This is a genomic window from Brevibacillus sp. NRRL NRS-603 (assembly GCF_003013445.1).
GTDB classification, from domain to species: Bacteria; Bacillota; Bacilli; order Brevibacillales; family Brevibacillaceae; genus Brevibacillus; species Brevibacillus formosus.
Map to the genome: position 1 here is coordinate 16,774 of NZ_PXZN01000009.1, position 21,584 is coordinate 38,357.

Genomic DNA, 21,584 nt, shown 5'->3' on the forward strand with positions numbered 1-21,584 from the left:
AGTGAATCGATGGACAAGAAATCACCGATGGTACAGCCGACCAAACTGCCCTGCCCGCCAATTCCCGCATCTGTTCGCACCATGCAGGGGGAACACGGATTGCTCGATCTGTGGAAAGCAATCAAGCCGCTCGCTACCATTGCCAGTGCCATGAACACAGGTGCCCATCCAGACGATGAGCACAGTGCCATGCTCGCTTACTTGGCGCTGGGGAGAGGCGTGTATACCACGAGTGTGATCGCGACGAGAGGCGAAGGCGGCCAAAACGAAATCGGCTGCGAGCAAGGAACCGCGCTGGGGATTATCCGCACGCGTGAGCTGGAAGAAGCCTCATCTCTTAGCAATGTGACGCTTGGCATCTTAAGCGAAGAGCTGGATGATCCCATCCATGATTTCGGGTTCTCCAAATGCGCCGAAGAAACCTTCCGCAAATGGGGCGAAGAAGTCGTGTACGAGCGATTGATTCGAAAAATCAGGGAGCTGCGCCCCGATGTGGTCATCGCTTGCTTTGAAAATGAACCGACGACACATGGACATCACCGGGCGATTACGTTACTGACACAGCGAGCTTTCCACGAAGCAGCCGATCCACAGATATTTCCGGAGCATAGACAGACTGGACTATTGCCGTGGCAAATGAAAAAGCTGTATCTGCCTATCATGGACAACGATGATTATCACGTCGCTGTACCCGTGGGGGAATACGACCAAATCTATGGCTCATCCTATGTACAGCTTGGTGAGCGATCGAGGTTTATGCATAAGACACAGGGCATGGGTGTTCATTACGATGAAGGCCCGACCTACAATTACTATCGCCTGGATGCCTCTGTTTTTCCGGCACCGGAAAAAGAGCGCGACTTTTTTTCTGGACTGCCCGTCAGTTTTGCTGATCTGGCGCAGAGCATCGCTGCAAAAGGCGGGCAAGAACTCGCGGAAGTGCTTCACCATATGCACGATGCGGCTACAGATGTACTGAATGCCTACCCGCGTTTTGCTGAGGTAGCCCAAAGGGTTCACCGCATGAAGGCTTTGCTTGCGACTGCACTACAAGAAGTACGCAAGGCTCCACTCGATGAAGAAGCAAAGATTGATTTGATGTATCGGCTAGGACTCAAGGAAGCGCAGCTCAACCGTGCCAGTGCGGAGGCTCTGTCTTTGGTCGTGAAAATCAAGCCGGAGACGGGCGAGTGGGTGGCAGGCCAGACGACAACGGTTACCGTAACGGCTTACAACGGCGGCTCCCTTGAGGTTGAGCATGTGCAGCTGCGTATGCGTGTCCCCGCTGGATGGACGGCGAAACCGCTTACGCCAACTGCGTTTCCGCGACTTGCTTACAATCAGACGGTGTGTACCGTATTTGAGGTATCGATTCCTGCACAGACGGAGCTGTTCCATCCTTACAAGCCGCCCGTGCTCGATGTCGAGGTGCTCTATTTTGCCTTCGAGACAGCCAGTACGATTCGTGTAGAGCCGGAAAGCCGTGTAGCTGTGCTTCCGCCGTATGCCGTGACGCTGACTCCGTCCGATGTGGTGCGAAACACGCTGCATACGGATGAGACGATCCCGGTTAAGGTAACACTGAAACAGTACCGGCCGGGAAGCTCTATAGCCAAAGTCGCTCTCGTTGTCCCGGCAGGCTGGACAGCGGAGCCAGCCTTTGTCGATGTTCCGTTTTCTTTCCGCAGCGAGACGAAAACGATCGCTTTTACTGTTCATACCACACCGCAGGTGACGAATGGCAAATATCAGATCAGCGCTACGGTCACGGGAACAGACGGTGTGACAGAGATTGCGCAAGATGTGCAGGTCATTGAATACCCGCATGTCGGCCGCACGTATTTCATTCGGCCCGCTACGCTGACTGTTCAAGCCTTTGACCTGGCCATCCCGAAAAACCAACGGATCGGCTACGTATCCAGCGGCTTTGACAATATGGATAAATACTTGCGCGCGGTTGGGGTGAATTGCCTCAATCTCGACGCAAACGAAATACAATCGGGCGATTTGTCCCGCTACGACACGATTGTTCTCGGCATTCGAGCATACGGATTCCGCCGCGAATTAATCGAGAGCAACCAGCGGCTTTTGCAGTATGTAGAAAACGGCGGAAATCTCGTCGTTCAATATCATAAGCCCGAGGACAAATGGAAGCCGCACTTGGCGCCATACCCCATTTTTATCGGCGAATCGCTGATCGATTGGCGGGTGACCAATGAGCAATCAGACGTCCGTATGCTGGCCCCTGACCATCCGATGTTCCAGGAGCCAAACGTGATTACCCAAGCAGACTGGGATGGATGGGTGCAGGAGCGCTCCATCTACAATCCTTCTCGCTGGGGTAGCGAGTATACCGAGCTGATTGCGACAAGTGATCCGGGAGAACCGGAGTTCCGCGGCATTTTCCTCACGGCGCACTATGGAAAAGGGACGTACACCTACAGCTCGCTTGCCTGGTTCCGCGAGATTCCACAGCTAGTCCCTGGCGCTTTTCGCTTGTTCGTCAACATGATCAGTCAGAAGCAGTAATGCCCCATCCACTCCGGGCCAACCGTGGGTCGATCCATGGCTACATCAATGAAATGCAAACGTACAGACCGCCATGATTGATATAGACATCAATCTGAATGGAATGGAGGAGTTGTTCATTGAGTAAGGGGAAACTTGCCAAGCTGTACACGATTACGACTGCAGCGGTGCTGGCCACGAGTCTGATTATGCCGGTAGCACCCGAGACCGCCCATGCAGACCGCGGGGTTGTCGACCTGTGGAAAGCCATCAAGCCGCTCACCACGATTGCCAGTGCGATGAACACCGGAGCACATCCGGACGATGAGCACAGTTCAATGCTTGCGTATTTGTCGCTTGGCAAAGGGGTGGACACATCCAGTGTCATTGCGAACCGAGGCGAGGGAGGACAGAACGAGATAGGCAGCGAGCTGGGCAATGCGCTGGGGATCATTCGTACCCGCGAATTGCAGGAAGCTTCCAAAATCACGAACATCCATCTGGAGAACCTCAGTGAAAAAATCGATGACCCTATTTTTGACTTCGGCTTTTCCAAAAGCCCGGATGAAACCTTACAAAAATGGGGCGAGGATGTCGCGTACGAAAAGCTCATCCGCCGTATCCGGACACTGAGACCCGATGTCGTGATTCCCGCATTTTTGAACGAACCTTCGACTCACGGTCATCACCGCGCGATTAATGTCATTACGGTACGGGCATTCAAGGATGCCGCAGATCCAAACGTTTTTCCACAGCATGCAAAGGAAGGCTTGGCTCCGTGGCAGGTGAAGAAGCTGTATCTGCCTGCAAAGGAAAAGGATTACACAGTAAAGGTGCCTGTTGGCGACTATGACGAAATTTATGGCGCCTCTTACGTCCAACTCGGCGAAGAATCCCGTTTCATGCACAAGAGCCAGGGCATGGGACGTCACTATGACGAGGGGCCAAGCTTCAATTATTACAAGCTCGATCAATCCATCGTAGAGACAAAAGACAAGGAAGCAGACTTTTTTGAGGGAATTGCCTATTCGTTTGATGATTTAGCGAAGGAAGTTGCCAGCCAGTCTGGCGGGGAAAAAGTCGCAGGCGAACTGAAAAAGCTGGAAAAGGATGCCGCAGAGGTCATTGCTGCGTACCCAAGCTTTGCCTCCGTAGCCAAGGAAGCGCATGAGATGCTGGCGGATGTGGAAAAAGCGACGGCAGCAGTCGAATCGTCCTCCTTGCCAACTGACACGAAAACAGACTTGCGCCATCGTTTGGGAGTGAAAAAATCCCAGTTGAACAAAGCCAGTGCCGAAGCGCTCTCGCTCGTAACCAAAGTAAAGCCTGAGACAACCGAACTGGTAGCAGGCCAAACGACAAAAGTTACGGTCACGGCATACAACGGCGGCCAAGCAAAAGTCGGGAAGATCAATCTCGCGCTGAATGTACCAAAAGGCTGGCAAGCCAAGCCGCAATCGACAACGAGCTTCTCATCGCTCGGCTACAATCAGACGGTGAAAACGACCTTTGATGTTACAGTTCCTTCTGATGCTGCTCTGTTCCAACCGTATGCCGCTCCTGCCATTACAGCTGACGTCAGCTACAGCTTTGCAGGCTCGACGGCGCATAGCCATGTGACACCAGCAGATGCCATTGCAGTTCTTCCATCTTTTTCTATGGTGCTGAGTCCAAATGCGACGGTTTTGAATACGCAGAAGCCAGAGGAGCCAATCCCGGTCAAGGTTACGGTGAAAAACTACAATCCAGGTGCAGCGAAAACAACCATCTCTCTCGATGTGCCAAAAGGCTGGAGTGTGGAGCCACAAGCAGCACCGCTCGCCTTTGAAGCCAAGGGAGAAACGAAGTCGGTTGCCTTTACGGTCAATGCAGATGCTTCGGTCCAACCGGATAAGTATACGGTGACTGCAGTAGCGTCTGGCAGTGGTAAAGAGAGCCGACACGGAGCCCAAGTCATCCGTTACCCGCATATCGGCACGACTTACTTTGTTCAACCAGCGACTCTTGCCATCCAGGCATTTGACCTGAAGGTGCCGGAAGGTTTGAAGGTCGGTTACGTATCCAGTGGCTTTGACAATATCGATCAGTATTTATCCCAATTGGGAGTCGATGTGACGAATCTGTCGGCAAAAGACATCGAGTCTGGCGATCTGGATCAATACGATACGATCGTGCTGGGTATTCGCGCTTATGGTTTCCGGCCAGAGCTGATACCTTCGAATGCCCGCTTGCTGAAATACGTGGAAAACGGTGGAAATCTGGTCGTACAATACCACAAGCCAGAGGATAAATGGAAGCCGGAGCTGGCACCTTATCCGATCAAAATCGGTGCTCCGCTGATTCAATGGCGTGTCACAGACGAAACCTCCAAAGTGACAGTATTGGCGCCTGATCATGCTTTGTTCCATTCGCCAAACAAAATCACGGAGAAAGATTGGGACAACTGGATTCAGGATCGTTCCGCTTACAACCCATCCGAGTGGGGCAAGGAATACACAGAGCTAATCTCCAATGGAGATGAAGGCGAGAAGGAATTTACGGGTACGTACCTCACTGCCAAGTATGGAAAAGGAACGTATACCTACAGCTCACTTGTGTGGTATCGCGAAATTCCATTACTCGTACCGGGTGCGATCCGCTTGTTTGTCAACATGATCAGCCCACAGCAGTAATCATAGTAGAAGGGAAGGCGATCGTTCGGCGGTCGCCTCCTCCTAAAAGAAGATCAGACGCAAAAATAGAAGCAGCTTACGAATGGATAGGGAAGGAGATGCAAGAAAGATGAATTACAGAGAGCGAATTTTTCTACAGGAGGGAGCCAGCTTTCCTGGCAAGACATACGTGGAGGCGGTTTTGGAGCCTGCATTCAATGAAGCGAAGCACCATCTGCTGCATCCGATGATGGCGATTAACAAGGCACATTTGATCATGCTTCGTGAACAAGAATTGCTCACAGACGATGAGGCCAAAAGAATTGCTGGTGCACTGTGTGGGATCGAAATGGAAGAGCTGCGCCAATCGCATTACACCGGACAGTTTGAAGATTTGTTCTTTCAGGTAGAGAGCCGTTTGCTGGAACTGGCTCCTGATGTGGCAGGAAATCTGCATCTGGCTCGCAGCCGCAACGACATGGGGATTACCATTTACCGCATGGTGCTGCGTGAAAAATTGTTGGTGACCTTGGCTTCTGCCCTCTATCTGAAAGAGCATTTGCTCCTCTTTGCAAATGAGCATGCGGATACGATTATGATTGGCTACACACACACGCAGCAGGCGCAGCCGACGACAATGGCGCATTATATCATGGCGGCTACTGACATGCTCAGCCGTGATATCAAGCGACTGATCCAAGCCTATCACACAGTCAATCGCTCACCGATGGGGGCCGCGGCCTTGACGACTTCTGGCTTTGCGATCAGCCGGGAGAGGATGCGCGAATTGCTCGGATTTGATGAGCTGGTGGAAAATTCCTATGATGCAGTCTGCGGCGCGGATTATTTGGGGGAAGTAGCGACAGCCGTACAACTGGCAGCGATTAATTTGGGGCGTACGGTTCAGGATATGCTGCTGTGGTGCACACAAGAATTCGCGGGGTTAAAAGTCGCGAGTCCATACGTGCAGATCAGCTCCATCATGCCTCAAAAGCGAAATCCGGTTTCCTTTGAACATATGCGCTCTCTGTTGTCCAGTGCAGCAGGAAATGCGACGACAGTGCTTACGATGATGCACAATACGCCTTTTGGCGATATCGTGGATACCGAGGATGATATGCAGCCATACGCGTGGCGGAGCATGGGAGTGCTCGAGCAGATGTATCGCTTGATGGCGAGCGTTGTAGGTACAATGGAAGTGAACAAGGACGTCCTCCTGGAGCGGGCAAAGGGCAGCTTTGCGACCGTCACTGAGCTGGCAGATACATTGGTGCGCACGGATCAGCTTTCGTTCCGCAAATCGCATCATATTGTGAGTCGTGTGGTAAAAGAAGCGATGAGCGAGCAACTCGCTGCGAACCAAATCAGCTTGGAGCTGGTAAACCGTGCAGCCGTGGAAGTAATTGGGCGGGAGCTGTCGCTCACAGCAGAAGAGCTCAGACTGGCGCTTGATCCGGTTCATTTCGTAATGATCCGCAAGCTTCCTGGTGGACCCAATCCAGAGGAAATGAAGCGCATGATCGCCGCTCGCCAAGCTGTTCTCCAGCAGGAAACAGAATGGCTGGCACAGAAAAAACAGGCGATTGCGAATGTGATGAAAGGGTTAGATCAGATGACAGCTGAATGGAGTGTGGGGTAATGGCAATGGTGCGAATACCTCTTCTGGCAGTGGACGGAGGGGGCACCAAGTGTCTGGCGGTACTTGTGGACCGCTCCAGAAATGAAATCGGTGCAGGACGCTCCGGTTCATGCAATTATCAAGGGATCGGGGAGGAAGCGGCAGCTCGTGAGTTGGTTGCAGCGATCAGTCAAGCTCTGGACGATGCGATCGCTCGTCAAACAGTTGCCCCCTTTATGAGCGGGACTCCGACACTGGATGGACCAATCGAATGGGAAATCGAGTGCGCGGTGTTCGGGATCGCTGGCCTGGACACGGAGTATGATCGACAGGTGATCTCGCGGATGGTGAGCAAGGTGCTGCACCAGCTCGGTATTCGCGTCCAGCAGCTGATTGTGGAAAACGACGGGTTTGCGGCATTGCTCGGTGCCACCGGAGGCAAACCCGGCATTCTGGTCATCGCAGGCACAGGCTCGATTGCCTTTGGTGTAAATGATGAACAGGAAACAGCGCGAGCAGGAGGCTGGGGGCATCGAGTTGGTGACGAGGGCAGCGGCTACTGGATCGGAAAGCAAGCGATTATGGCGGTATTAAAAGCAGCGGATGGCCGCGGCGAGCCGACTGTATTGAAGAAGCTGCTCCTCCCGCACGTTGGACTGGGACGCGTAGAAGAATTGTTTAACTGGACGTACAGTGAGCATTATTCCGTCGAGAAGGTAGGAGAGCTGTCGCCGTTGGTCAGTCAAGCGGCACTTGCTGGCGATAAGGTGGCAGCAGCTATCTTGCAGGTCGCAGGCGAAGAGCTTTTCGATGCTGCTCGGGCGGTCATTGATACATTGCAAATGAAAGCCAAGCCGTTTCAGATGATCATGCAGGGAGGCGTTTTGCAAAACGATGATCGCGTGCGAGAGATCGTCGTAGAGCGCGTCCGAGAGTACGCTTCACAGGTCGTCATCGAAAATGCGCAAAACGATCCGATTTACGGTGTCATAGCAAAAGGATTGGCTTATTTAAAACGCCAATCGGGAGGCAAGTGAGGTGCCAGAAATGAAAAAAGTAATGGTCGTCTTTCCCCATCCGGACGATGAGTCTTTTGCCTGCGGGGGAACGTTGGCAAAGTGCAAGGACGCCGGACATGAGACATGTTATTTGTGCATTACCTCCGGCTGCAAAGGACGCAGCGGTCCATTCGATATCGATTGTAGAGAAAAGCTGGCAAAACATCGAGAGCTAGAGCTGAAAACAGCGGCGGAAGTGCTCGGAATCAGTCGTCTCGAATTGTTCCGGTACCCGGATGGTTCCCTGCAAAATGCCGATCTGGATGAGCTGGTGGGTAAGATTCGGGAAGCGATAGAGGAATGGAAGCCCAATGTCGTCGTTACGTTTCCGCCGGACGGGGTAACGGGTCATCCCGATCATATCGTCACGTGCGAGGCGACGACGCGAGCGGTCGAACAAGCCGAAGCGAGCTTAACTCCGGCAGAATATCCTGATCTGTACTATGTTTCGATCCCGCACTACTACGATCATTGCCCGGATCATGGTCCAAAGCCAGCGGTTCCGATTACAGGCAAGGTCGATATTTCGGGCTATCGGACACAAAAAGGAGAGGCGCTGAAGGCTCACCTCAGTCAGGAGTACTCCGTGAATCGCGCTTATCCAGGTGTGATCGATGGGGACTTTGGCGTCATTGGCTGCTATGAGTACTTTACTTTGGTGCGGTCAGCGGGCAAGGCGATTGAGCCAGTTAGTGTGGGTGGCAGTATTCCTGTCATCGAGCTATAGTCTAAAAAGTAGAAAGGGCTGACCAGCATGATTTTTGCTGGTCAGCCTTTTTCATTGGATAGACCATCAGTCGGATTGTTTTGCCCTGCTAGATTTGCTTACAATGTGGTCAGAAGCAATTGGAAATCAAAGGGAGAGAAGACATGTCGCACAGAGTCTATGTATATAACGTCAGTGAACCTTCTCAAGCGCAAGGCAACGACACGATGATGGTGGAATGGGGCTATGAGGTCCCCCTACTTTTGCAGCCGCTTTTCATAGAAGGTGGTTTGATCGCCGGAAACAATTACAACAACCATACCGAACCGGACAATTCCGGACTCTATTACGACGCACAGGCAGGCATCGAAAACGTAAAGCGATTCTACGATTTCCTGGAGAGACAGGAGGGGCTAATCCGTAACAAAGAAGCATTTTTGGAAGCGAGAAATCAGCTTTTCAGCTATCTGGAAAAACGAAAGCTTCCGTATTTTCACATCGATGCCTGGGACGTATTCAATATGGATGACATCCCTCATGATGAGCAGGCGGAAAGTTTGCGCGCCAATATTGCCCATAACAACGAGATCATGACAAAGGCAATGGACAACGATGACATCTCGCTATTGAATTACTCCGAATTGATGGATGTGAACCCGGGCTTTCGTTCTTTTGCCGAGCTGCTCAATTATGAGGACTACCAATTCGGCTGGGGACACATCTGGCAGCCTTATGAAGAACAGCCAGACGTGGAGATTTTTGAGGAAGCTGGCTTGCTTGGTCTCAAAGACGCAGAGGGAAACGTATTGCTTGCCCCTCAGTTCGATGCCTTTTACGATTTCGCTTCCGAAGATCTCGCCGTAGTCGCTAGAGATGGCAAATATGGCTATGTACATAAATCCGGGAGAATCGTCATTCCGTTGGAGTGGGAGGATGCCTACGATTTTGAATACGGCTCTGCTGGCGCCATTGTCAAACGAAACGGTCGATATGGTCTGATCAATCTGGAAGGCCAAACGATTGTCCCTACTCACTATGAAGAGTTAGAACTGCTTGATTACCAAGGATTTTATACGGCGAAGAAAGACGGAAAGTGGGGCGTGCTGGACCAAGCTGGTTCTGTAACGATAGATTTTGAGCATGAAGAAGCCTTCAAGTGCGGGGACGGATTTTACCATACAGCGGTAAAAGGCAGGAAAAACCGGAAAATCTTTAATGAATATTGGCAATACGTCGGAGACTTCCCGTTGACGGCGCTGGAACATATTGGCGAAGGGCTCCTTCTCGTCAAACCGCACAAGGATGCAAGTCACAGCACCTTGTACAAAAAAGACGGCATTGTCGGCGCATCCGGCTTCGATAAACTGAATAGGCAAACCTATTTTCCGAATCTGCTCGTCCTGCGCAAGGGAAAGAAGTACGCCGCTTACGGCAAACAGCAGGAGAGCCTGCTGTTGCCCTATGAATACGATGAACTGATTGATTTGCAGGTTTATACGGAGGCAGGGCAGGGCAATCAGGTGCTGGCGAAAAAAGATGGAAAGCTAGGCGTTTTTCATGGAGATGCCGATCAGCCAGCGTGGTTATTCCCCTTAGACGATTATGAAAACATTTTTTGGCTGCATCAGGATGCGTATGCTTTGAAGAGAAATGGATTATGGAGCATTGCCTTATCGCCGGAAAAGCGATGGAGTGATTTCGAATTCGATCTGGTGGTGAAAAAGGATCTGGTCGAGGGTTTTGCTTATGCCTTCAAGGGCCACGACGTTTATTTAGTAAGCGAGTACGGGCTGTCGAGGGCAGATAAAACGCTCGTGCTGGAGGATGTCGAAGATCGTTATTACAGCAATTGTTTTGATGCCGAGGTTCGGAAGCGACTGTTGGCCTATGCCAAAGGGGAGCAATCCGCTGGTGACAGCATAGATCAGTACACGCCGGTAGAAACATTGTACAACCTGGGCATGGAAGCGTATGAAGCAGGCGATTATGAGAAAGCCATTCTGTACGATACGCTTGCTGCTGAAAAGGGCTATGCCCCATCCATGAACAACCTTGCGCATACGTATTACAATCTAGAAGGCTTCGTCGATGCTGATAAAGCTTTTTACTGGTATGAATTAGGGGCTGCGGCAGGCAACCACCATGCTATGAATGGATTAGGCTGCTGCTATCGACACGGGATAGGCACGGAGCCTGATGCCGATCAGGCAATATACTGGATGGGCAAGGCGGCAGAACACGGTCATGCGCTGGCTCACAACAATCTTGGCGCCACCTATTATGACGGGGAGCTGGTGCCGCAAGATTTGGACAAGGCTCTCTGGCATTATGAACAGGGGGAGTTATTGGGCTCGCCGGCTTTTGAGTGGCTTGGCTACCTGCACGATTCAAAAGGAGACTTCGAAAAGGCGCTGCATTATTATCACCAAGATTACGAAGCAGGCGGCGATTTCAGTGCCTATAATTTGGGAATCTTCTACTATAATGGCTACGGTACAGCCAAAAATATCGACGCCGCCATCACTTATTTTCATGCTGCTTTGGAAAGAGATTACCCGCATGCACATATCGAACTGGCAAGAATTTACCGGAATGAAGCGCAATATGTGGATGAGCTTCTGGCGAAACATCACCTCGAAGAAGCAGAGAAGGCGGGTCTTGATATCCCTGAGGAGCTCACACAATCGTAGAAAAAGCAAATAGCGGATCGACAGAAAAAGTCGTCGGTCCGCTTCCTACTAACCGGCATGCTAAACAATGGCTTCCACTTCAATCTCAACGAGCAGACGCGGGTCAATCAATGCCTTGACCTCAACCATTGTAGCGACAGGCTGAATCTCGCGGAAAAACTCCCCGTGTGCTTTTCCGATCTCTTCCCACTTGCTGATATCCGTTACAAACATCCGCGTTCTGACCACATGAGACAAATCAGCATCTAATTCTCGCAATGCTTTTTCAATCGTTTCCAGGATGAACCGCGTTTGTTCATAGGCATCGCCCACACCAACGACTTCTCCGTCCTTCATGGCGGTGGTACCAGCTACTTCAATGCGGTCTCCTACTCGGATTGCGCGGCAATATCCCACGACAGGCTCCCAAGGTGAACCCGTGAATATTTTCTTCCGATTCATAGTAGAATGTCCCCTCTCATTTCCGCAATAATTGGAATATACTACAAAAGGAAAGGGAGTGGAGTGGTTTATGGACTTTTTTCTCACCCTTTTTCCAAGTGCAAGTGCTTGATCCACACTGCGTTTGGTCATGAAGAATACATTCGTGTGGCAAATAAGCTAAGTTCTCATGGCATTCGTTTTCGGACACGCATTCACTCTCATGCGCTGCGTCATTTAGGGGGAGACATGGAGATGCTGCCCCAAGAAGATCATAAGCAATATGATATCTATGTTGCGAGAAAAGACGAACACCAAGCACATTCGGCGATACATGCTCGCTGATAGATACCTGTACGAACCCGAATAACCTTCGATATAATGGTTGGGATTCGTATGAAAATGGTAAACCGAGGAGGAACCAGTATGTCCGTACTAGAGGCACTCAAAAGCAGAAGAGCCGTACGTAACTATATTCCAAAAGAAGTAGAAACCGAAAAAATCCAAGCGTTGCTAGATTGCGCTGTGTTGGCCCCGAACGACCGCTTGCGTCAGCCGTGGCATTTTTACGTGATCAGAGGAGAAGCGAAGCTGCGGTTCGAGGCAATCGCGAAGGAATTTTTGCTGGAGCGTTTTCCGACCAAGCCGAATCTCGTGCAGGATTCCTTAACCGTCCTGGAAAAAACACCGCTCGTCATTGTCGCGACTGCTGATGTGATCCCAGGGGATGAAGCATCCTCAGAGGATAACGAATACGCGGTTTGCTGCGCGATTCACTCCATGTGGCTGGCAGCGAAGGAACTCGGACTTGGCATGGTATGGCGCACGAGAGGAATCGGCTTGGTTCGCGACGAACGCTTGCTGCAATTCCTCGGATCGCCTGAAAATAAAAAGGTCGTGGGCACACTGTTCATTGGTTATCCCGAGGCAGATGCTCCTGAGACGAGTCGGGTGGCAGCGGAAGAAAAGACGACCTGGCTGTAATGCTCCAGCTGGCTTCTTTGAAAAAAACACGGAACGGAAAAGAAAAACTGGGTGAGCACTGTAGTTGTTTGCAACTAAGTCCCCCCACGCACGTATAAATGGGTAAGGTTACACCGTACATAACGAGGGGAGCTGTTAGATCATGTTTGGAAAGCTTGCCGCAGACGCGCTTGGCTTGAGCAATGTAGGAATCGTGGTAAAACCAGCAGATTACGACAAGGTGGACGCTGATGATTACATCATGCACGAGGACAATGAGAAAATCTATTTTTTGATCAAATCAAAGTCCGATGAGTACTGCTTCACCAATCTGGGGCTGGTTCATCTGGATGGAACGAGTGCCACCAGCAAAAAACGAATGCTGCGCCGCTATTCCTACCATACACACCCAATCTCTAACGTGTATTTGGAAACAGCCGGAACCGTCGATTTGGATGTAGAAATCAAGTTCACGATGGGCAATGAGCACTACTCAATCGATGTCAACAAAAAGCATTTGGAGGAGCTAAAAGACCTCTACAAAGCCCTTGTGAAGATCGCCTCGATTATGCACGATAACGAACTTGCGCTCCAGCATGCAAAAGAAAGCCTCCACGTCGCCCAAAGCACTTTGGGTCGCGTAACTGGCCAGCAAGCAGACGTAGCTTCACAATTCAAGTCCATCAACCAATACACCTTCGATTGGCTGGAGGACATCCGATACAAGTATGTCGTTAAAGACTTTGGGAAAGTCTTTGAAAAATATATTCATAACTAAAAAGGAAGAGCCTCTTTCAAAGAGGCTCTTTTATATTCAAGCGAAATCTTCGTCAAGCTTCTACTCTTACAAGTAGTTCAAAACGAGCAACCCAAACAGCTGTACGGGAAGGAGTGTCACATGTTTGGAAGGAGACCGCCCGAACAAAGTGAGGATATAGGCGACTGGAAAACATGTGGCACTCCTTCCTCCCGACCACATTAGCAAGAAGACCAAGCTCTTTCGAGCTTTACTCCTTGTGCAAAAGCTTGCCGATCTTGAGCGCCAGCTGGATTTGGAGCAACTCCTCCGAGTTTTTCAAATCCATGTTCAAAATCTCTTTGATCTTCTCGATCCGGTAAATAAACGTATTGCGGTGAATGAACATCGCTTTCGCCGCTTCACTGACGTTTTGATTGTATAGAAAGTAATTGTCCAAGGTCACCATAAGGCTGGTGCCTAACTCTTGATCATGCTCGTACAGTTTCCCCAGACGCTTCAAAAAGAAGTCTTCCAGTTCAATGTCCTTAATGTTGGAACCAAGGAAATGATAGACGGAGTAATCATCGAAATGAGAGACGTCGCCCTTGCTGTTGAACTTCTGCATCAGGCGGATCGCTTCGTGTGCTTCGGAAAAGCTTTTATGCAGCGAAGCGATGTTTTTATACTGACGTCCAACTCCAATAAAGAACAAGGTTTTCTTGATTTTATCCACGAGAGCGCTGTACAGCTCATTGGCGAATTGCTTGGCTTCACTTGCAGACACCACAGGACGATGTTCATTTTGTCCGATGAGAATGATGATCCGATTGTTCCGATAAAAGCAGGTGATTTCTCCGGGAGCTTTGTTTGAATAGTCATACACGAGATCCACGCATTTTTTGGCGATCCGATCCAGCTCGTACTTGCGATCGATTATATCCTCCAAATTTTCCAACTCAACAGGCTCGATATTAATAATCATACAAAAATACATGTAGCTCGATTGCAGTCCGTGCAAATCACATAAGGTTTGCAGCGAGTCAGCCGAAGTAATTTTACCGGTGAGCAAGTCATCGAAAAAGTCTTGTCTGATCTTCAGCTTCACTTCCTCGATTTCCCTCGCCTTGATCCGCTCCAGCGCCACGATGGTGGACGCCTGTTCCAGTACGATGTAGTCAAATTCAGTCAGCTCCCACACGGTTTGCCAGACGACGATGTATCCGTAGATGTGGTTGGCAACGGCAACGGGTAAAATTCTACATTTAATCTCGTAATCTTTCGCATGGTAGATACGCTTGATCGACTTTTTGATCTGGCTAATATTTTTCGGGACGGAATCGGTGAAGTCACGGGTAAAAACAGGTCTGTTTTTGATCAAGGTCAGGCAGGAGTCAAGCGGAATCGGATTGTGCCAGATTTCCGTGTAATGAAGCAGATTCCAGTCCTGATCCAGTATAAGGATCGGGTTGTTGATCGTCTCGGACAGCTCGGAAGCGATACGATCCAGTCCGCCACCTTCCAGCGCAATGCGAAACAGGGCGTTATGCATGTCCAATGTTTTGCGGTTCAACAAATCGTAGCGCCCGGAGGCTTTCTCGTTAATAATGGCAATCACTTTAGACAGCGTGTATTCAAAAGGCAGGGCCAAGAGCGGCAGTCCATACTTGTTGGCGTGATCAATCATGTTTTGCGGGATTTGATCGAAATAGCGATGCATCTTGATGCAGAGCCCAGAGCAGTTGATTTCCGCCAGTTCTTTGATGATTTTATTTTGCAGCTCGGGATTGTCCTTGAAAATATATCCGGTGGAGAGCAGTAATTCATTGGAAGACAGCCAGTCAAAAGCATCCGGGTTCTCCATGATGTTGACGATGGAGATGACGTTATTGATGCCTTGCTCTCCAGCGATGATTTTGATGCCGTCTATGGATTGAATGGTTAGCAAATCTTTGATGGTCAGCACCCTGTTCACTCCTTTGCCACAAAGGGACTCCTGTAATTGTGCAATGTGCACAAGTGAACCTCAATTTTTTTAGTTTCCATACACAATGACGATTCCATTCACCCTGTCTAGAATAATGATGTAAGTACGGGGGCTTGTCTAATTATTTTTTAAAAAGCAAGCACTCAGCCAATCTTGGCAGGTTGTTCAATCACGAGATCATGGAGGGCTTACTATGACAGACAAAAGCGTAGTACAAGCATTTCTCGAGGCAGCGGCTGAGGGGAATATCGAAGCACTGAAAAAGCATCTGGAGCAGGGTGTAGATATTAACGCAAGAAACAGACAAAAGCGTACAGCGATTCTGACTGCTGCCATGAACGACAAATTGGAAGCGGTATCGTTTTTGGTAGAAGCGGGTGCAGATGTAGATTTGCAGGATGAGACATGCTTCAACCCGTTCTTGTTCGGTTGCATCAACGGCAAGCTGGAGCTTGTCAAAATGATGATCAAGGCAGGAACAAACCTGGAGCTGTTGACTCGTTTTGGTGGCGTAGGGATTACCCCAGCGTGCGAAAAAGGTCACGTGGACATCGTGCGTGAGCTCGTAACGACGACTGACATCAATGTAAACCATACCAACTTTGTAGGTTGGACACCACTCATCGAAGCGATCATCTTAGGGGATGGCGGCGAGAAGCAACAAACGATCATCAAACTGTTGATTGAGCATGGCTGCAATGTGCACATGGTAGATAAATACGGCGTAACACCGCTTGAGCTTGCGAGAAGAAAAGGCTACACCGAGATCGAAAAAATCTTGCTGGAAGCAGGAGCGAAGTAAAGCGTCCCATGTACATCCAGGCGTTGTCTGGCGATGCTGGTTTCCTTGAGCGTTTGGCACGAGCAAACTTTAGCGGGGGCGTACACAGTATTTTTGAGCGCACGATCAATCTGATATGCAGCGAAAACGGGGAATTGTACACCATTGGCAACCATCAGCTAGACAATGCACCGAACACGCTCATCATTGATGTAAAGGGCTTTTCAGAGCTGGGGCTGTCCGTTAACGCTCCGGTCATGACGGAAGATAGCACGCTCGTTATCGGAGCGGATTTGCGAATATGGATTCAGCAAGCAACAAAGTGGGAAGGTGAACTCCCTTCCTATCCTTGTGACATAGAAGGCGTAGATGTATTGCGCAGAAATGTGGCGTTCACGAAAAACTACGTGGACGTATACGGCAAGACGGGGGGCATGAAGATGTCCTCCCAACCTGCCAGTCCGTTTGAGAAAGAGATGTCCCGTATGCTGATTCAGCGTGCAGGCATGCTTTCCGACGATCTGGCGAACAAACGCATAGAGTCAGCTACTCAGCATGCGATAAGTCTTATCGGACTGGGGCCGGGGCTAACGCCATCGGGTGACGATTTTTTAGTGGGATTGTGCAGTGTATACAAAATGCAAAACATTTCCTCTTGTTTGTCATGCCCATTTTTCGATGAAATCGTCCGTTCATCCCAAACATTAACGAACGAAATCAGTGCGATCACGCTGAAAAAAGCAGCCCATGGACAAGTAAGAGAGTCGCTAAATGACTTACTTTCATGCATGGTGTCCGGCTCTGTGGAAGAGCTTGTCCCTGCCTTAGACAAAATCATCGGGATCGGCTCGTCGTCAGGTACGGATATCCTGCTTGGCATCCTATGTGGTTTGGAACGAAATCTAGAAGCTGGAGGTAACGTATGTCTACCAAAGTCGTAATCAAGCAAAGTACGTATTTTGACTCGGTATCCCTGATGTCTCTATCTACAAAAGCGAATCAAATTGAAGGTGTCGAACAAGCGGTTATCGCGATGGGCACCGACATGAACAAAGAGGTATTGAAAAACGTAGGCTTGCTCACACCTGAGCTGGAAGCAGCGAAAACGAGCGACTTGATGATCGTGGTGAAGGCGGCGACAGACGAGCTGTGCGAGAGCGCTCTCATCGCCATCGAAGAGCTGTTCAAGAAAAAAGGCGGCAGCAAATCTGCAACGGAGATCAAATACTCCACGATTGATTCTGCAGCAGCAAGCATTCCAGAGGCAAACCTCGCTGTCATCTCGGTAAACGGTGCATTTGCGGCGAGAGAAGCGAGAAAAGCATTGGAAAACGATCTGCATGTCATGCTGTTCAGCGACAACGTGAGCATCGAGGAGGAGATCGCTCTCAAGCAATTTGCGCATGAAAAAGGCCTCTTGATGATGGGACCTGACTGCGGTACTGCGATAATCGGCAATGTGGCACTGTGCTTCGGAAACGCTGTGAGAAAAGGAAACATCGGGATCGTAGGTGCATCTGGTACAGGCAGTCAAGAGGTGAGCGTGCGTATTCACGACTTCGGCGGCGGTATCACGCAGCTGATCGGTACAGGCGGTCGCGACCTCTCAGAGCAAGTCGGCGGCATCATGATGCTCGATGGAATCAAAGCACTGGAAGAGGATGAGGCGACAAAGGTCATCGTGCTCATTTCCAAGCCACCGGCACCAAGTGTCCAGGAAAAAGTGCTGGCACAGGTGAAAAGCTGCAAAAAACCTGTGGTTGTGTACTTCATTGGTGGAGAAGAGACAGCAGTTCTGGAAGCAGGCGGACATTTTGCCAAGACGAGCAAGGAAGCAGCCATCAAAGCAGTTGTGCTGGCTGGTGCCAACGAAGACGAGCTTAACAAGCGCGCACTCAACTGGCCGCTGATTGAAGAAGTCCGGGCAAAGCTGACACCTGAACAAAAATACATTCGCGGGCTGTTCTGCGGCGGTACGCTGTGCGACGAAGCCATGTACCTCGCGATGGACAAGTATGAAGACGTATACAGCAACATCCAAAAGAAAGCGGACTACAAGCTGAAAAACATCCATGAGAGCAAGGCTCACACTTTCCTTGACATGGGCGATGACGACTTTACAAATGGCAAGCCGCACCCGATGATCGATCCTTCCACGCGCATCGCGAGATTTTTGGAAGAAGCAAAAGATCCTTCTGTCGGCGTCATTTTGATGGACTTCATCTTGGGCTTTGGTTCCCACGAAGATCCTGTCGGCGTGATGCTGCCAGCGATCATCGAAGCAAAAGCGCAGGCTGCCAAGGAAGGCAGACACCTGGAAATTCTGGGCTATGTGTTGGGGACTGACCTCGATACACCGAACTTCGATGAGCAAGTGAAGAAGCTGATGGATGCGGGTGTAACGATTGCGAGCAGCAGCACGAACGCAGGTCTTCTGGCTAGAGAATTTGTTGCGAAAGGGGAATAATCATGAGCAAAATCAACGAGCTGTTTAACGGGAAAATTCATGCGATCAATGTAGGGATCGAGTTTTTCAAAGACGATATCATCAAGCAAAATGCGAATGCGTCTCATCTGGATTGGAAGCCACCAGGCGGCGGAAAGCCTGAGCTGATCAACGCTCTCGACAGACTGGAAAATGCAGCTGTCGCTGATAAAATCGCTGCGGCAAACAAGCTGGCAGTAGAGCGTATCATCAACTCCCAGCCGATGCTCGTTGGCTTCGACCAAGCGATCAATGTGGTGCCAGGCATGACCAAAACCACGATTCTGCACGCAGGTCCGCCTATTACTTGGGACAAAATGTGTGGAGCAATGAAAGGTGCTGTAACCGGAGCAATCGTATTCGAAGGCTTGGCAAAAGACATCGAGGAAGCTGAACAGGTAGCTGCTTCCGGCGCAATCACGTTCTCTCCATGCCACGAACACAACTGCGTAGGCTCCATGGCAGGTGTGACATCCGCTTCGATGTTCATGCATGTGGTGAAAAACAAGACGTATGGCAACGTCGCTTACACCAACCTCAGTGAGCAAATGGCTAAAATTTTGCGCATGGGTGCCAACGATGAAACTGTCATCGCTCGTCTGAACTGGATGCGGGATGTTTTGGGGCCAATGCTGCGTAATGCAATGAAGATTGCAGGTGAAATAGATCTGCGTCTCATGCTGGCGCAAGCACTGCACATGGGTGACGAATGCCACAACCGCAACAACGCAGGTACGAGCTTGTTGATTCAAGCGCTGACTCCGTACATTTTGGAGACAGATTTCACAAAAGAGCAAAAGCGCGAAGTATTCGAATTCGTAGCGAGCAGCGATTACTTCTCTGGCCCAACATGGATGGCGATGTGCAAATGCGCGCTGGATGCAGCACATGGAATCGAGAACAGCACGATTGTTACCACAATGGCCCGCAATGGGGTAGAGTTCGGTATCCGTGTAAGCGGCATGGCTGGAAACACCTGGTTTACCGGACCAGCACAAAAGGTAATCGGTCCGATGTTTGCAGGCTACAAGCCAGAGGATTCCGGCTTGGATATCGGGGACAGTGCGATCACCGAAACATACGGGATCGGCGGCTTCGCGATGGCAGCAGCTCCAGCGATTGTTGCGCTCGTAGGCGGAACGGTTGAAGAAGCGATCGGCTTCTCCACCACGATGAAGGAAATTACGACAGCAGAAAATCCAAACGTCACGATTCCACTTCTGGACTTTAGCGGAGTACCGACAGGAATCGATATTCGACAGGTGATCCAAACAGGCATTCTGCCGATTATCAACACCGCCATTGCGCATAAAGACGCAGGTATCGGCATGATCGGTGCGGGTATTACATATCCGCCAATGGAAGCTTTCGAAAAGGCATTGCTCGCAGTAACGGAAACGATTAGCGAATAGCTTTTCATCCTAGGTGACTCAGCTTTCGCAGCAAAAGAAGGTTGCGAAAGCTGGGTTGAAAGAGGAAGGTGAATGAACATGGGACAAGCAAACGTAAAGGAATCATATGAAGAATTCAAGTCCTATGGATACGCGGACGATATTTTGCCAAAGACTTCCGAAAATCGAGATTGGGGCACCTTTAACTACGTGACCGTATGGATGGGCGCTGTGCATAATCTCATGTCGTACATGACGGTAGCCGGATTCTTTGTCCTCGGATTATCTGTTCCGCAAGTCTTGTGGGCAGTCATGCTTGCTGCCTTGATTGTTTCGGCTGGCTATGTGTTGAATGGCTATGCGGGAACGAAGTACGGGATTGGCTATTCGATGCTGTTGCGCAGCTCCTTTGGTGTAAAAGGCTCGATCATTCCTGCTATATGTCGCGGGCTTATCGCTGGTGTTGTGTTTTTTGGGACAAAAACAATTATTGGAGCACAATCCTTTAATGTCATTTTTGAAAAAATATTCCCTGGCTATATGAGTATGGTTCCGGGCTTTGATTTTCTCGGATTAGATTTCCCGACCATGCTTTCTTATGTGATCCTCTGGGTCATTACAGTTGGATTGTTTTTAGGTGGAATGAAAATTCTCAGTCTGTTTAGTAAATGGTCTTCACCGATCATCTATATTTTCATCGTAGGTGCAGCGATTTGGGCGATCAGCGTTGCTGGCGGATTTGGTCCAATCTTTGCTTATGCTCCTGCCAAACCGATGGAGAATTGGCTTGTATTTATCGCATGTGTAAGTGCATTGGTATCGAACTGGGGTGGCCCGATTGTCAATATCGCAGACCTTACGCAAAGGGCAAAACACCCGAAAGCTCCGATGATTGGTCTGCCGCTTGGAATGATTGCATCCTACATCCTGTTTGGTATTACGTGTGTAGGATTGTTGGTTGGAACGCAGATCGCGTTTGGCATCAAAGACTTTAATGTCGTCGCTGCCATTGATCAAATTGGGAATCCTGTTGCCGTCATTATTTTGTTGCTGGCACTGAATATAGGTTCGACGAGCTATGTTGTGTTTGGGAATTTGCTTCCATCTGGACTGCAAATGACAGCGCTTCTTCCGAAAATGTTTACAGTGAAATCAGCGGCTATCTTGACAGCTGTATTGGGGACTGTCATTTTACCTTGGAAGCTGGTGGACGGCACGGCTGCGCTGTATATGTTCTATAGCTTTATCGGTTCCATGTACGGTCCTATTACGGGGATCATGCTGGTCAGTTTCTTTATTGAAAGAAAAAGAAAGCTAGATTTATCTGCTATCTACGTAAAACCAGGTGAACACGGTGAATACAAAAACGGATTAAATATGGTGGCATGCGGCGTACTGATCGTCAGCTTCTTGATTACGCTATCCGGCTCTTTCTTGCCAAATGTGCCACTGTTGGCAAACATCAGCAAGTCAGCATTCCTTAGCGGGTCGATCATATCCGGCGTCTTATATGCGCTGTGCTATAAATGGAACAAAACAAGCACGATCACGCAGAGTGAAACAACTGCAAAAGTATCTTAACAAAGGGAG

Annotated in this window: 15 protein-coding genes; 13 read left to right on the forward strand and 2 right to left on the reverse strand. The window is 49.9% G+C overall.

Features of this window, described 5'->3' with window-relative positions:
• Positions 1 to 9: 9 nt before the first annotated feature.
• The 6 genes from C7R94_RS04850 (at position 10) to C7R94_RS04875 (ending at position 11,231) form a co-directional block, all read left to right on the forward strand.
• Positions 10 to 2,529, forward strand: a complete 2,520-nt coding sequence (locus C7R94_RS04850; protein WP_369834977.1) for an NEW3 domain-containing protein — start codon at positions 10 to 12, stop codon at positions 2,527 to 2,529.
• Between the two features lie 119 nt (positions 2,530 to 2,648).
• Positions 2,649 to 5,180, forward strand: coding sequence for an NEW3 domain-containing protein (locus C7R94_RS04855; protein WP_106778707.1), 2,532 nt, complete (start codon positions 2,649 to 2,651; stop codon positions 5,178 to 5,180).
• Between the two features lie 109 nt (positions 5,181 to 5,289).
• Positions 5,290 to 6,798, forward strand: a complete 1,509-nt coding sequence (gene argH / locus C7R94_RS04860; protein WP_106778708.1) for an argininosuccinate lyase — start codon at positions 5,290 to 5,292, stop codon at positions 6,796 to 6,798.
• Positions 6,798 to 7,814 carry an N-acetylglucosamine kinase gene (locus tag C7R94_RS04865; protein ID WP_106778709.1) on the forward strand — a complete coding sequence of 339 codons (1,017 nt, stop codon included), beginning with the start codon at positions 6,798 to 6,800 and terminating at the stop codon, positions 7,812 to 7,814. The genes argH and C7R94_RS04865 overlap by 1 nt, the downstream gene beginning before the upstream one ends.
• A gap of 10 nt (positions 7,815 to 7,824) precedes the next feature.
• Positions 7,825 to 8,562: a PIG-L deacetylase family protein gene (locus C7R94_RS04870; RefSeq protein ID WP_047072009.1), complete on the forward strand. Its 738-nt coding sequence runs from the start codon at positions 7,825 to 7,827 to the stop codon at positions 8,560 to 8,562.
• Positions 8,563 to 8,705: 143 nt separating this feature from the next.
• Positions 8,706 to 11,231 (forward strand): SEL1-like repeat protein, encoded by a 2,526-nt coding sequence (locus C7R94_RS04875; protein ID WP_106778710.1) that lies wholly within the window; start codon positions 8,706 to 8,708, stop codon positions 11,229 to 11,231.
• 60 nt (positions 11,232 to 11,291) lie between these two features.
• Here the strand turns inward: C7R94_RS04875 and C7R94_RS04880 are convergent, their stop codons facing one another.
• Positions 11,292 to 11,672 (reverse strand): RidA family protein, encoded by a 381-nt coding sequence (locus C7R94_RS04880; protein WP_047071393.1) that lies wholly within the window; start codon positions 11,670 to 11,672, stop codon positions 11,292 to 11,294.
• Positions 11,673 to 12,077: 405 nt separating this feature from the next.
• Here C7R94_RS04880 and C7R94_RS04890 point away from each other — a divergent pair, with 405 nt between their 5' ends.
• Together C7R94_RS04890 and C7R94_RS04895 are read left to right on the forward strand one after the other, a co-directional pair.
• Entirely contained in the window at positions 12,078 to 12,635 is a 558-nt protein-coding gene (locus C7R94_RS04890; protein ID WP_106778712.1) for a nitroreductase family protein, read from the forward strand.
• 142 nt (positions 12,636 to 12,777) lie between these two features.
• The gene (locus C7R94_RS04895) at positions 12,778 to 13,392 is read left to right on the forward strand and encodes a PH domain-containing protein (protein WP_047071397.1); all 615 of its coding nucleotides are present in this window, start codon (positions 12,778 to 12,780) and stop codon (positions 13,390 to 13,392) included.
• Positions 13,393 to 13,621: 229 nt separating this feature from the next.
• Here the strand turns inward: C7R94_RS04895 and C7R94_RS04900 are convergent, their stop codons facing one another.
• Entirely contained in the window at positions 13,622 to 15,316 is a 1,695-nt protein-coding gene (locus C7R94_RS04900) for a PucR family transcriptional regulator (RefSeq protein WP_106778713.1), read from the reverse strand.
• A 214-nt stretch (positions 15,317 to 15,530) separates the two neighbouring features.
• Here C7R94_RS04900 and C7R94_RS04905 point away from each other — a divergent pair, with 214 nt between their 5' ends.
• From C7R94_RS04905 to C7R94_RS04925, 5 genes are all read left to right on the forward strand, one after another.
• Positions 15,531 to 16,139: an ankyrin repeat domain-containing protein gene (locus C7R94_RS04905; RefSeq protein WP_047071401.1), complete on the forward strand. Its 609-nt coding sequence runs from the start codon at positions 15,531 to 15,533 to the stop codon at positions 16,137 to 16,139.
• Positions 16,140 to 16,147: 8 nt separating this feature from the next.
• On the forward strand, positions 16,148 to 17,059 hold the full coding sequence (locus C7R94_RS04910) for an oxamate carbamoyltransferase subunit AllH family protein (RefSeq protein ID WP_106778714.1): 912 nt from the start codon (positions 16,148 to 16,150) through the stop codon (positions 17,057 to 17,059).
• Entirely contained in the window at positions 17,041 to 18,585 is a 1,545-nt protein-coding gene (gene fdrA / locus C7R94_RS04915; RefSeq protein WP_106778715.1) for an acyl-CoA synthetase FdrA, read from the forward strand. Before C7R94_RS04910 ends, fdrA begins: the two co-directional genes overlap by 19 nt.
• Before the next feature lie 2 nt (positions 18,586 to 18,587).
• The gene (locus C7R94_RS04920; protein WP_106778716.1) at positions 18,588 to 20,015 is read left to right on the forward strand and encodes a YlbE family protein; all 1,428 of its coding nucleotides are present in this window, start codon (positions 18,588 to 18,590) and stop codon (positions 20,013 to 20,015) included.
• 78 nt (positions 20,016 to 20,093) lie between these two features.
• Positions 20,094 to 21,575 (forward strand): cytosine permease, encoded by a 1,482-nt coding sequence (locus C7R94_RS04925; protein WP_106778830.1) that lies wholly within the window; start codon positions 20,094 to 20,096, stop codon positions 21,573 to 21,575.
• Positions 21,576 to 21,584: the final 9 nt, after the last annotated feature.

What these genes read in the sequence shown, in the direction of transcription:
- C7R94_RS04920 (WP_106778716.1), top strand. Translation starts at nt 18,588, where the DNA reads ATGAGCAAAATCAACGAGCTGTTTAACGGGAAAATTCATGCGATCAAT.
- C7R94_RS04875 (WP_106778710.1), top strand. Translation starts at nt 8,706, where the DNA reads ATGTCGCACAGAGTCTATGTATATAACGTCAGTGAACCTTCTCAAGCG.
- C7R94_RS04865 (WP_106778709.1), top strand. Translation starts at nt 6,798, where the DNA reads ATGGCAATGGTGCGAATACCTCTTCTGGCAGTGGACGGAGGGGGCACC.
- C7R94_RS04895 (WP_047071397.1), top strand. Translation starts at nt 12,778, where the DNA reads ATGTTTGGAAAGCTTGCCGCAGACGCGCTTGGCTTGAGCAATGTAGGA.
- C7R94_RS04850 (WP_369834977.1), top strand. Translation starts at nt 10, where the DNA reads ATGGACAAGAAATCACCGATGGTACAGCCGACCAAACTGCCCTGCCCG.
- C7R94_RS04910 (WP_106778714.1), top strand. Translation starts at nt 16,148, where the DNA reads ATGTACATCCAGGCGTTGTCTGGCGATGCTGGTTTCCTTGAGCGTTTG.
- C7R94_RS04870 (WP_047072009.1), top strand. Translation starts at nt 7,825, where the DNA reads ATGAAAAAAGTAATGGTCGTCTTTCCCCATCCGGACGATGAGTCTTTT.
- C7R94_RS04925 (WP_106778830.1), top strand. Translation starts at nt 20,094, where the DNA reads ATGGGACAAGCAAACGTAAAGGAATCATATGAAGAATTCAAGTCCTAT.
- C7R94_RS04905 (WP_047071401.1), top strand. Translation starts at nt 15,531, where the DNA reads ATGACAGACAAAAGCGTAGTACAAGCATTTCTCGAGGCAGCGGCTGAG.
- C7R94_RS04880 (WP_047071393.1), bottom strand. Translation starts at nt 11,672, where the DNA reads ATGAATCGGAAGAAAATATTCACGGGTTCACCTTGGGAGCCTGTCGTG.
- fdrA (WP_106778715.1), top strand. Translation starts at nt 17,041, where the DNA reads ATGTCTACCAAAGTCGTAATCAAGCAAAGTACGTATTTTGACTCGGTA.
- C7R94_RS04890 (WP_106778712.1), top strand. Translation starts at nt 12,078, where the DNA reads ATGTCCGTACTAGAGGCACTCAAAAGCAGAAGAGCCGTACGTAACTAT.
- argH (WP_106778708.1), top strand. Translation starts at nt 5,290, where the DNA reads ATGAATTACAGAGAGCGAATTTTTCTACAGGAGGGAGCCAGCTTTCCT.